General features: G+C 58.1%; 7 protein-coding genes. 5 read left to right on the plus strand and 2 right to left on the minus strand.

Features of this window, described 5'->3' with window-relative positions; all coding sequences use genetic code 11:
- The first annotated feature begins 5 nt into the window (after positions 1-5).
- From SH664x_RS06265 to SH664x_RS06285, 5 genes are all read left to right on the plus strand, one after another.
- Entirely contained in the window at positions 6-1,451 is a 1,446-nt protein-coding gene (locus SH664x_RS06265) for a DUF1501 domain-containing protein (protein ID WP_437205969.1), read from the plus strand.
- 1,103 nt (positions 1,452-2,554) lie between these two features.
- Positions 2,555-3,646 (plus strand): efflux RND transporter periplasmic adaptor subunit, encoded by a 1,092-nt coding sequence (locus tag SH664x_RS06270; RefSeq protein ID WP_437205971.1) that lies wholly within the window; start codon positions 2,555-2,557, stop codon positions 3,644-3,646.
- A 288-nt stretch (positions 3,647-3,934) separates the two neighbouring features.
- The gene (locus tag SH664x_RS06275; RefSeq protein WP_437205972.1) at positions 3,935-7,390 is read left to right on the plus strand and encodes an efflux RND transporter permease subunit; all 3,456 of its coding nucleotides are present in this window, start codon (positions 3,935-3,937) and stop codon (positions 7,388-7,390) included.
- 92 nt (positions 7,391-7,482) lie between these two features.
- Complete coding sequence (locus tag SH664x_RS06280; RefSeq protein ID WP_437205974.1) at positions 7,483-7,752, plus strand: hypothetical protein; 270 nt, start codon at positions 7,483-7,485, stop codon at positions 7,750-7,752.
- A gap of 618 nt (positions 7,753-8,370) precedes the next feature.
- Entirely contained in the window at positions 8,371-10,053 is a 1,683-nt protein-coding gene (locus SH664x_RS06285) for a TolC family protein (RefSeq protein WP_437205975.1), read from the plus strand.
- Between the two features lie 272 nt (positions 10,054-10,325).
- On the opposite strand, the gene SH664x_RS06290 is transcribed toward SH664x_RS06285, so the two are convergent.
- Positions 10,326-11,744 (minus strand): DUF1593 domain-containing protein, encoded by a 1,419-nt coding sequence (locus tag SH664x_RS06290; protein WP_437205977.1) that lies wholly within the window; start codon positions 11,742-11,744, stop codon positions 10,326-10,328.
- Positions 11,745-11,910: 166 nt separating this feature from the next.
- Positions 11,911-12,435 (minus strand): hypothetical protein, encoded by a 525-nt coding sequence (locus tag SH664x_RS06295; RefSeq protein ID WP_437205979.1) that lies wholly within the window; start codon positions 12,433-12,435, stop codon positions 11,911-11,913.
- Between the last annotated feature and the right edge of the window lie 59 nt (positions 12,436-12,494).

A 12,494-nucleotide genomic window follows, 5' to 3' on the forward strand; every position in this document is an offset into this window, starting at 1 on the left:
ATTTCATGAATCCATTGAACGCACTCAGCCGGCCCGTCCCACACCTTGAAATTCCGCGGACCCGCAGAGAGTTTCTGACACGGAGCGGCGCCGGCTTTGGGGCGCTGGCCTTATCGGGACTGCTGGCGGAACAGACGCGTGCCGGGTCGGCAGCTCCTGTTTCCAGACCAATCCCGCACCTGCCGGCGCGTGCCAAAAGTGTCATTTTCCTGTTTATGGAAGGGGGCCCCAGCCATCTGGATCTGTTCGATCCGAAGCCGGAACTGAATCGACTTGCCGGCCAGAAGCTTCCGGAAAGTTTCGGCAAGATCATCACCGCGATGGGAGAAGCTGGCGCCCCCTTGCTCGCCTGCCAGAGAACGTTCAAACAGTTCGGCGAATCAGGGACATGGGTCTCCGACTGGTTGCCGCATACGGCGGAATGCGTCGATGAGATCGCGGTGATCCGCTCCTGCTGGACGGACGGAATCAATCATTCCTCGGGCGTCTGCCAGATGAATACCTGCTCGATTCTGGGGGGCCGCCCCTCGCTGGGGAGCTGGGTCAGTTACGGACTGGGATCGGAGAACCAAAATCTGCCCGCGTTCATCGTCATGCAGGACAACCGGTCTTCCGTCGTGAACGGGTCACGAAACTGGAGCGCCGGCTTCATGCCCGCCGTGCATCAGGGAGTTCGACTGCAGCACGGGTCACAACCCATTCCATTCCTCGACACGCCAGAAGGGCTGGGACAGGACGAGCAGCTGGGGAAACTCGCCTTCCTGGAACGACTGAACCGCGCCTACGCCGAGCAGCATCCCGATCAGTCCGAGCTCGATGCCCGCATTCGCAGTTATGAGCTCGCATTCCAGATGCAGGCCGAGGCCCCCGAAGCGGTCGACCTCAGCAAAGAAACGGAAGCGACCCAGAAGCTCTACGGGCTCGATCAACCGGCAACGGCGGAGTACGGTCGACTCTGCCTGCTCTCCCGGCGCCTCGTCGAGCGGGGAGTACGCTTCATCCAGTTGTACCACGGTGCGGGAAGCAAGTGGGATTCTCATAGCAACATCGAGGGCAACCACTCGCGACTCTGCAAATCGATGGACCTGCCTGTGGCTGGCCTGCTGAAAGATCTGAAACAGCGCGGGCTACTCGATGAGACACTGGTGATCTGGGGAGGTGAATTCGGGCGGACCCCCATGTCCGAACAGAAAAATGGCCGTGACCACAATCCGACGGGCTTCACGATGTGGATGGCGGGCGGAGGAGTGAAAGGGGGCCAGACAATCGGCACCACCGACGAACTCGGACTACGAGCTGTCGATGAGCGGCTGCACGTTCACGATCTGCACGCCAGCATTCTGCATCTGCTGGGACTCTCGAATATGGATCTGACCTATTCCTACAAAGGCCGTCCGGAACGTCCCACAATCAACGAAGGAAGTTTCTACCGGAAACTCATCACCGGCTGAGGATCTGCGGGCCGTACTCCCTCGGCCCCGTAGGCTGTGGCAATCCACGGACTGCACATTCTCTCACCCTGCTTTGCGCGGCCTATCGACCGCACGATTGGCGGGACCGGAATCAACTCCCCGGGTGTCGTCGTGTCCTATTTCTGGGCAGTCTGCCGGCAGCCTGTCTAATTTCTGATAGGCGCGACGTCTCTGATGCGCGAAATATCAGACACGTCCTGCACAATCGACAGGAGGAGCTGCCTGAAGGAGTCGCATCAGTCCTTTGTTTCTCAACTGTGAAAATTCAACCGGACTGAAACTCTGTTCGAAGGCCCCTCCTCGCGCGCGGCACATCAATTCAGCTCAACGGGCCAGAAATCCGCAGAATGCAGCCTTCTGACTGATTCACCTCTCACTTTGCAAACGGCGAAAGATTACAGGTTGATTACAAATCCCTGCGCAGCGAAGTCATCGGCCTCCTCTGTGCTACCCTGATTGTCATACGCCGCTCACTGCGGTGGGCCAGCCTTGGAGCGCCTCACCACGGGCCTGGGCCGTGTCACTTGGTGAACACAGCAGGAACGCAATGATCCCGCCTCGTCCCCCTCCGAAATCGTCTGATCACTCTGGCTGACTGGACACGTTGCTCTCTCGTCTCCCTCCGCAGCGGACTTCGCTGACGGAAAATGGCGTCGGGAAAGACCAGTGAAGCAGGCCCACCGTCTCTGGAAAGCTGACTCCAGGTCATTACGGCGACAACCTCTTCAGCTGCAACGGTCTCTGAACAGCGTCCCTTCCCGCCCCGCGTAGAAGTGCCTGACAAGACCAACCAGGCACAACAGCGTGCGGCTTGGAGCATCGTGAGTTTGACTGCCTCGTTCCCGTCACACGGATGTCAGCGTTTCAGCAGACGAAACGCTGACTCCGCGGGTGCTGGACAGAACAACTTGCTCTCTGCGGGAAGATCCAAACCCAGATGGACACTTGACGACACGTTCCCTACTGACGGGGATGTCAGTTCCACGCCGAGCAACGGCTCAATCCAGATTCATTGGAACTGGTGAGTCTCCACGCTCTCGGGGATCACTGATGTCCCCTTCGCTCCAGATCGTAAAATCACCATGACTGCTTCACCCCGATTGATCTGCCTGTTGACTCTGCTGGCGACCATGCTTCCCGCCTGCAACCACCATACTGAAGAACACCATGTTGAAGAGCACAAGATTGTCGCGACCAGTCCGCAGCGGCGCAACGTGACCCTCACGCAGCAATACGTCTGCCAGATTCATTCGCAGCGCCACATCGAAGTCCGGGCGCTGGAACGTGGCTACCTCGAAGCCATTCCGATCAAGGAAGGGCAGTCGGTCAAAGCCGGCGATTCGCTGTTCACCATCTGGCCTGTGCTGTATCAGGCTAAGCTCGATGCTGAAAATGCCGAGGCACAGCTGGCACAGCTGGAATACAACTACACTAAGAAGCTGTTCGACGACAAAGTCGTTTCCCAGAACGAAGTCGCGCTGCTGGAAGCCAAACTGAAAAAGGCCCAGGCCAAGGCTAAAGAAGCAGCGGCGGAACTGAACTTCACTAACATTCGCGCTCCTTATGACGGCATCGTGGACCGACTGCGTCATCAGCACGGAAGCCTGATCGAGGAGGGAGAAATTCTCACGACGCTTTCGGACAACAGCGTGATGTGGGTGTACTTCAACGTGCCGGAAGCCCGGTATCTGGAATACAAGGAGAACCAGGAACATCAGCACGATCTGCAGATCGAGCTGGTGCTGGCCAACGGTCAGAAGTTCTCGCAGCCAGGCAAGATCGGAGCCATCGAGGCCGACTTCAACAATGAAACCGGAAACATCTCGTTTCGGGCCGATTTCCCCAACCCGAACGGCCTGCTGCGTCATGGGCAGACAGGGAATATTCTGATTCACCGCGTGGTGGAGGACGCCCTGGTGATTCCTCAACGAGCGACGTTCGAAACTCTCGACAAGCAGTATGTCTATGTTGTCGATCAGGACAATCACGTGCATCAGCGTGAGATTACCGTCAGCAATGAGCTGGAAGATCTGTTCATTGTGGGGAGTGGTCTGGACGTTAACGACAAAATCGTGCTGGAAGGGGCCCGACAGATTCGCGATGGTGATAAAATCGCATATGAAGAGCGCCATCCAGATGAAGTTGTCGCCCAGCTGAAGTTTCATGCGGAATAAATTTTCCCGGCCTACCTTCCCGTCCGTATGATCATCGTGAAGGGCCCTGCAACGCTACCCACCTGAATACGTCTTAAAACGGCAGGACCGTCCTGCTCTCGTCTCCGCTGAAACCCTCGTCCGGTCAGCACTTCCTTTTCGTCAGGTCCAAGCGGCGCAAGCCCCAGTTGAGCCCCATTTGTGCCAAGGCAGGGGATCGGTCCTCTGCACTGGCCTGGGGAAGCCCTTGGCTTCGTTGGCATTGCTACCCACATCACGAAGCCCGAACACTCAGCCGCTACCGGAACCATGTTCTCCAAGTTCCTTCATCGCCCGGCCCTGTCGATCGTCATCTCGCTGATCATCCTGTTCATGGGGGGGCTGGCGATCAGCACGCTGCCCATTTCGCAGTTCCCGGATGTGGCTCCGCCGAGCGTGGTCGTGGCGGTCTCCTACCCGGGAGCCAGCGCGAACGTGCTCGTGGATTCAGTGATGGTGATTCTGGAACAGGCCATCAACGGCGTGCAGGACATGCGTTACATGACCTCAGCCGCCACCAGTGCCGGCGAAGGGGCGATTCAGATCATCTTCGAACCGGGCACCGATCCGAATGTGGCGGTGCTGAATGTCAACAATCGCATCCAGATCGTCAAAAGCCAGCTCCCGCCGATTGTGGAACGGGAAGGGATCATCGTCATGCAAAACATGACGAGCATGTTGATGTATGTGAACGTGTTCAGCACCGACAAGAATGTTGATCAGAACTTTCTTTACAACTACGCCAACGTCAACATTCTGCCGGAGATTCAGCGCATCAAGGGGGTCGGCCGGGCGACAATTCTCGGAAACCGTGCCTATGCGATGCGCGTGGAACTGAACCTGGACCGGATGCGCGCCTACAAGCTTTCCTCCGAAGATATTATGAAGGCGATCGCCGAGCAGAGCATGATTGGCTCGCCCGGCCGGCTCGGACAGGCGACTGGCAGGACTTCACAGTCGATTGAATATGTGCTGACCTGGGTCGGCCGCTACAACAAGCCGGAGCAGTATGAAAACATCGTGCTGAAGGCCAACCCCGATGGAGAAGTGCTGCGGCTGAAAGATGTGGCGACGGTGGAACTCGGCTCGTCCTTCTACGATCTCTACTCGGACAAAGACGGCGATCCCTCGGCGGCCATCGTGCTGAAGCAGACCCCTGGCTCCAATGCCTCGGAAGTGATTGCGAAGGTCAAAGCCAAACTCGAAGACATCAAGCGAACCTCCTTCCCGCCACGCATGGATTTTGAGGTCAGCTACGACGTTTCGGCGTTTCTGGATGCCTCCATCGAGAAGGTGCTCCACACCCTCCTGGAAGCCTTCGTTCTCGTGTCGCTGGTCGTCTATCTGTTTCTCGGCGACTTCCGCTCGACACTCATTCCCACGCTCGCCGTTCCGGTCTCACTGATCGGAACGTTCTTCTTCATGCTGATGTTCCACATGTCCATCAATCTGATCACCCTGTTCGCGCTGGTGCTGGCGATCGGGGTGGTGGTCGACGATGCGATCGTGGTGGTCGAGGCCGTGCACGCCAAGATGCAGGCAACACATCTTTCACCCTACGCTGCGACCAAGGAAGTGATGGGAGAAATCAGCGGTGCCATTATCGCGATCACGCTCGTGATGACCTCCGTATTTATTCCCGTCACCTTCATGACCGGACCGGTCGGTGTCTTTTACAGACAGTTCGGACTGACGATGGCGATGTCGATCGTACTGTCGGGGGTGGTCGCGTTGACACTCACTCCCGTGTTGTGCGCGATGATCCTGAAACCGCACGGAGGGCACGAGATCGGACAGGGTTTCATCGCCAGGGCCCTGCACAGTCTCTCGAACGGTGTCGGGGCTGTCGTGAGAAGCTTCAACTCGGTGACCCGCCGTTTCCTCCCCCGGGGGACGGTGGTCATCCTGACAACCGCGGCACTCGGCTATGCTCTCTACGAGCCGATGAAGTCTCATTTCCACTTCGAACAACCGGTCGCCATCGCCGTCACGGCCGTGGTCTCACTGCTGCTGGTGCTGTACCTCCGAGTGATGATCCTGCAGTTTGAAGACGAGCACGAAGTGAAGCGGGGACCACTCCGTATGCTACTGCATATCTTCGACCGGATGGTGGAAGCCATCACAGGACGCTATGCGGGTCTGGTTCGACGCATCATCAAAGCCCGCCTCCTGACGATGCTCGTCATCGGGGGATCGGGAGTGGCGATCTTCTTTGTGAACCATGTACTTCCCTCGGGCTTCATCCCGCTCGAGGATCAGGGAATTATCTATGGAATCATCCAGACGCCTCCCGGTTCCACGCTGGAATACACCAATGCAAAGGCGCATGAACTGCAGGCCATCTGCAAGTCGTTTGACGAGATTGTCTCGGTCTCATCACTGGCCGGTTACGAAGTGCTGACAGAAGGTCGCGGCTCGAACGCCGGGACCTGCATTATCAATCTCAAGCCGTGGGATGACCGCAAACTGACCTCCAAGCAGATCATCGAGGAACTGGAGAAGAAGGGGAGCGAAATCTCCAACGTCAAGCTGGAGTTCTTTGAACCTCCCGCCGTCCCGGGCTTTGGTGCTGCCGGGGGCTTCTCGGTCTGTCTGCTCGACAAGACCAACTCCGGAGACTACCAGGAACTGGGAAAAGTGACGGATGCCTTTATGAAGGCGCTCTCCGAACGGAAAGAACTGAAAGGGCTCTTCACCTTCTTTGCCGCGAACTATCCGCAGTATGAATTGATCATCGACAACGACATCGCGATGCAGAAAGGGGTCTCGATCGCCGACGCCATGAACAACCTGTCCATCGTCATCGGCAGTACCTGGGAGCAGGGCTTTGTCCGGTTCGGCCGTTTCTTCAAGGTCTACGTGCAGGCGTCGCCGGAATTCCGGAGATACCCCGAGGACCTGTCGAATATGTTCGTGAAGAACGATCGGGGCGAGATGGTTCCGTATTCCGCGTTCCTGAAGATTCAGAAAAAGCAGGGGCTGAACGAAATCAACCGCTACAACCTGTATCCGACTGCCATCATTCAGGGGGCTCCCGCAGCCGGCTTCAGCAGCGGTCAGGCGATTGCAGCGATTCAGGATGTCGCCGCCAAAACGCTCCCCCGCGGTTTTGACATCGGCTGGCAGGGGCTCTCTTACGATGAAGCGAACAAAGGAAACCTGGCGGTCTACATCTTTCTGATCGTGGTGATGTTTGTGTATCTCGTGCTGGTCGGACAGTACGAAAGTTTTATTCTGCCGCTGGCGGTCATCGTTTCTTTACCCGTCGGATTGCTCGGATCATTCCTGTTCCTGCAGGCGATGGGACTCTCCAACGACGTCTATGCCCAGATCGGACTGGTGATGCTCGTCGGCCTGCTGGGTAAGAACGCCATTCTGATCATCGAGTTTGCCGTTCAGCGCCGGCAGGAAGGGGCCAGCCTGGTCGATGCCGGAGTTGAAGGGGGGAAGCTGCGTTTCCGGCCCATTCTGATGACTTCCTTCGCGTTTATCGCCGGCCTGATCCCACTCGTCAGGGCCACCGGTCCGGGAGCCATCGGCAACCGCACCATCGGCACGACAGCCGTCGGTGGAATGTTGATGGGAACCGTGATCGGCGTCGTGGTGATTCCCGGACTGTATTACCTGTTCGCGAAAATCTCCGACGGACGACAGCTCATTAAAGATGAACATGTCGAACCGCTCAGCGAAACGCTGGAACGGCATCCTGCTGAAGCGCACGCCTGACCGCCGCGAGATGAACCTGTTGGCTGCGCTGATTCCACCCGGCAACGAGAGAGCGAGTGGTCTCGTCGGAGACTGAGAGTTGCAGTGTTGCGATGCCCAGAGACGACATTATTCAATCCATTCAGAAGCAGTACCGGCAGGCCGGCCCCCTCAATGAAAGAGAACGTCGGCAGTGGGCAGCGCGGGCGGTACTTTGTTTAGGTCGTGGAGGTCTGGCAGCCGTTGGCCGCGCACTGCACATCTCCGCGAACACGATCAAGAAGGGGCTCCGGGAACTTGAGGGGGACTCCGTCGTCAACGAGGCGGAGGGGGGGACCCGCATTCGGCGACCGGGCGGCGGACGAAAGTCGAAACGTGTTTAACGCCGGTTGTTGTGGCCAGTCCCTGCCCAGCGGGAACATTGGTCATCAAGAGTGCAATCCTGGCAGTCAAAAAGCTCGCCTTCGGCCGCAGCACAGTCGGCCTCCTCTCTCGGCTGAGCAGTTCGCGAACGCTCTTCTGCCCCATCAACCGCGCAGCTCCTCACGAGCCTCACAAACGGTATGACGTGATCTGTCCGCACAACCGGCCTGACCGCTGACGGCAGCTTACATTTCCTACCGTCCGCAACCGGGAAACTTCTTTCTCTTTTCCATGTAACGGTTTCATTACGAACAGGTTGCGCTATGGGGAACCGTCAAGTTATTTGATCTTTGCCGGTTCCCGTGAATTCGACTTTTCTGACGGAATCGCCGGACCGATCAATCACGGCGGGTCTTCATTGAGGGTACGGCCAACGGGCACATTGGCCAGGCAACTGCACAATATCGAACCGGCAGGGTGAATGCCCGGAGCCGGCTGCGGTAGGCACAGCCCGTACCCGGGAGTTTGAGTCTGGTCGGGCCACGACGCCGACAGCCGAGATTTCGTCAAGGATGAGCCTGATGAACCCGTTTCCCCCCAGCGCTTCTGCGCGAACACAACACCTCCACGTACGTCGCATGTTGGCCTGTGGACTGCTCCTGCTGTTGACCTCCTGCAGTATTCCCCAGCATCGATTGGCCGAGTGCGGCCGCGACCTGCCCGATACCTTCAATGGCGAGGTCAGCTACGACAACTCGGCTCAGATCCGGATTGAAGAATTCTTCAACGACCCGACATTAACCTGCCTGATGTATGAAGGTCTCGCGGGCAATCAGGAGCTGAAGATCCTCGCTGAGGAAATTCAGATCGCCAACAGCGAAATCGTTCGACGTCGTGGGGCTTACCTTCCCTTCGTGACGGCAGGCGCCCGGGCAGGACTCGACAAGCCGAGCTTCTATACCCCTCTGGGAGCGGCGGAAGAACAACTGCTCGCCCCCAATGGCCGTGGGTTTCCGTCACCGCTGCCGGATTTCATGATCGGCACACAGGTCTCCTGGCAGATTGACATCTGGAAGCAGCTGCGGAACGCACGCGATGCGGCGACGCTCCGCTATCTGGGTACGTGGGAAGGCCGCAACTATATGGTGACACGGCTGATCGCCGAGATTGCGGAGAACTACTATTCGCTCCTGGCTCTGGACCAGCGCCTGCAGACTCTCGATACCACCATCGCCCTCCAGGAGCGGAGTCTGGAAATCGCCAAAGCCAGCAAGGAGGGAGCCCGCGGCACTGAACTGCCGGTGCAGCGCTTCCTGGCCGAAGTCCGCAAGAACCAGAGCGAGAAGCTGATTATCAGGCAGGAAATCATCGAAGTGGAAAACCGGATCAACTTCCTGGCCGGGCGATTTCCGCAGCACGTCGATCGTGATGGACGCGACTTCTTTACCCTCAACCTGCAGACGCTTCGCCTGGGCGTCCCGGCTCAATTGCTCCAGAACCGGCCTGACATCCGGCAGGCAGAGCGGGAACTGGCTGCAGCCGGCCTGGACGTTCGTGTGGCCCGGGCGGACTTCTATCCCAAATTGAATATTACAGCCGGTGTCGGCTACGAGGCGTTCAACCCCCGCTATCTGGTGGTGACACCGGAATCACTCGTTTACAACGTGGCGGGCGATCTTGTTGCTCCCGTGCTGAATCGGTCCGCCATCAAGGCGGACTATATGGCCGCCAACGCAGAACAATTGAAGAAGGTCTACAATTACCAGCAGGTGATTCTGAATTCGTTTACTGAAGTCATCAATCGCATTTCGATGGTGCAGAATTACACAGCCAGTATTGAACTCAAGACCCGCCAGCTTGAAGCACTCGAGGCCTCGGTCGATGCCGCCAGTAAACTCTTTAATGCAGCCCGCATCGACTACCTCGACGTGTTGTTTGCTCAGCGCGACTTGATGGATGCCCGGATGGCATTGATCGAAACCAAGCGGCAACAGCTCTCGGCCATTGTCAACGCCTATCAGGCGCTGGGGGGAGGTCTTGGCACGATCGAGTTTTCCTCCTGGTCGTATGTCCCGGTCGACCCGTTCAGTCAGCCGACAACATCAGCTGATGGCGAGATCCCGATCTGCCCGCCACGACTCCCGGAATTCATCGAGCCAACTCCGACCATCCCGCCAGTCTCGGGACCGGCGTTGATCCCGCCCGCCCCCGATCAGCAGCCCCAGGCCCCTCCCGGTGTCACAAGTGAGCCGGCACCCACTCCTGCTGAAGAGAAGGGGGAAGAGCCACTCTCCGTACCGGGCACGCCACCGGCACCCTGATCCAGGTCGTGAACGACGAATCCGCTCATAGGAGCGGCTTGGCAGTCGAAACCAGGTCGCCAGGAGCATCGGCCACGGGTACCCCTCGTACGGAGTTGGCACGAGTCCGATTCTGAATTACGTCGACCACCGGAATGGCCGTGAGCGGATGACGTAGTTCAGCCGCATGGGAGACAGAGCAGCACGCCCGGTGCACCGTCCACCGGTGAAGCAGACTAACAAACATCGCCCGATGGGGCGTAATACACCAAGCCGAACGGGAGCAACCCGCTTTACGGCAAAGCGACTTCCGTAGCTGACGCGCCGACATGGATGATCGCCCGCCGATATCGGGTCAGAGAAGGAGTTCCCTTGTCACGCACCTTGAGCAGCACGTGCAGAGTCTTTCCGGCAGCATCCCGGGGGAACTGAAGATCAACCTGCATACCCGCCGGCCGGATCTGAAGTCCTGTCATCTGATCTCCCGCTTCTGGATAGACCTCCCATTCAGCAAGCAGGGAATCCCCATCCGGATCCGAAGACCCTTCAGCGCTGAGCGTCACCGCGTCCCCCGCTGTTACCTGCAAAGACACCGGCTTTGCATCCGTCGACCCATTCAGCACCGCCACGGGGGGGTGATTCGCCTGATTGAACGGCTTCACACACCAGTCCATCCGGGCCTGAAATTCGTTCTGAAAATCCTCGCGCCAACGGGAAACCGTGAAACGACGATCGGTCTGCCCATCCCGGTGATCGGCCGCATCGCGATAGACGTTTCCGTGAGCCAACGTATAGCGCCCTCCCCAACTCCCGTCCTGCGGGTGTTCGGGATTGGAGAGTCCATTGGAAAAGAAGTAGAACCAGGAAGGCGTGTCCCCTTCTTTCAGACAGCCGTTTTTGTTGGGCAGCGTGTGGGTCTTGAGCGGGTACAGCGCTCCCAGGGGACCGTGCTGTTCCTGCACATGTCGAGTGATCCACTGCTTCGACGTCAGGGACTCATCCAGCGTCAGATACATTCCGCGAAACGCGGCGGACCGTTTGTCCTCATCCGGAAGTTGATTGCTGAGAATGTAGAAGACTTCTGGAAATGATTCTGTCAGCCAGGTGGCGATCTGGTCCTGATCGGCGATGTCAAAAATGCGGAGTCGTGAGGCGAAGAGCCGATATTCCGCCTCGCTTCTGTCCTGTTTCACGCGCCAGAGTGCCTGTCCCACATCTGTTTGCCCTCCCCAGACGCAGATATTCAATGGCCGCGAATCAATTCGATCACCGCAGGCGATAATCCACCGGGATGCTGCGGTGTCGCCATTTGGACCAATGGCTGAGCGACCCCGGGCCGATTGCCCTGCATGAATCTTCTTCAGCAACTCTCCGGCAGCCGGAAAACCGGCAGCGTGCAGTTCCAGATTCGGCTGGACCTGCCCATAGGCCTCGACGATCTGCTGCACAAGATCGACACGAGGGGTCTGGGTCCGCAACTCGTTCAGGGTCCCCGCAGATGTCGCGAGCAACCCCTCAATCTCGAACTCGTTCGCGTGAACTAGCAGTCGGATCAGGGATTGCTGGTCATCAGGGTCGCCACCGATGTCAGTCAGGACAAGCAGCCGCGGCCGGGCTGACATGTCGACGTGCACAGGCACAAGAGATTCCGCTGCGGGGAGTGAGACTCCCCACAGAAGAACCAGCCCAACAAAAATGCAGTGAACGTTCACAAAGTTTTCCTTATTGAGCGGTCTGCACTCGACGCCGCCAACATGGCACACGCCACGAGCGACCAATTCAGCCCATCCACACGGTCAACAATGGGGGCCTCGACCGGAACTCAGAGGCCCAGATGCCCTAGCAAATCGAAGGACGCTGTTCTTCCTGCCGGACGACTCACCTCGGCGCCAGCTTCAGTTCAAAGTGGTTAGTGCCGTTCAGTTCCACGATCACCTCTGATGGCTCGACCTTCAGGCTACAGGGGATGGGGGGATAAATCTTGACCGCATCATAAAGTGCCTGAGCAGCCTTCCGATCTTCTTCGCCCATTTGCGCTTTCTCGCTAGCGGAAAGCGTCGGCTTGGCAGTAAACGGGCTCTTGAACATCAGGCGGTGCGGACCGGTCACCGCGCCTGATTCTGTCGGTGGGGGAGCACCGACCCCTTGGGTCATGCCGTACCACAGCGTGAAGGTTCCGTCCTCACCGATGACTCCCTCCGAGACTTTCCCGGGTTCGTTTTGAGGTCGGCCCGTGACGCTCGGGTTGTCGACAGGCATGAACATGACGGTTCCACCGGCGGCAGGTTTCCCCTCACAGGTGAGGACCTTTCCGGTGACTGGAACCAGGATGTAAGGGTCTTGCCCACAGCCTGATGCCAATACGAATAGGCCCAAGGCAGCACGCCATCGGGAGGCGATCATCACAATAAACTTCCTTTCACGGCAACTCACGACGAAGTCAGGTGGAGCAGTGATGCGCC

This window comes from Planctomicrobium aquicomposti (assembly GCF_051466325.1).
Classification (GTDB): domain Bacteria; phylum Planctomycetota; class Planctomycetia; order Planctomycetales; family Planctomycetaceae; genus Planctomicrobium.

Excerpts from the sequence above, each read along its gene's own strand:
- SH664x_RS06265 (WP_437205969.1), top strand. The coding sequence starts at position 6 with ATGAATCCATTGAACGCACTCAGCCGGCCCGTCCCACACCTTGAAATT.
- SH664x_RS06275 (WP_437205972.1), top strand. The coding sequence starts at position 3,935 with ATGTTCTCCAAGTTCCTTCATCGCCCGGCCCTGTCGATCGTCATCTCG.
- SH664x_RS06285 (WP_437205975.1), top strand. The coding sequence starts at position 8,371 with ATGTTGGCCTGTGGACTGCTCCTGCTGTTGACCTCCTGCAGTATTCCC.
- SH664x_RS06270 (WP_437205971.1), top strand. The coding sequence starts at position 2,555 with ATGACTGCTTCACCCCGATTGATCTGCCTGTTGACTCTGCTGGCGACC.
- SH664x_RS06280 (WP_437205974.1), top strand. The coding sequence starts at position 7,483 with ATGCCCAGAGACGACATTATTCAATCCATTCAGAAGCAGTACCGGCAG.
- SH664x_RS06295 (WP_437205979.1), bottom strand. The coding sequence starts at position 12,435 with ATGATCGCCTCCCGATGGCGTGCTGCCTTGGGCCTATTCGTATTGGCA.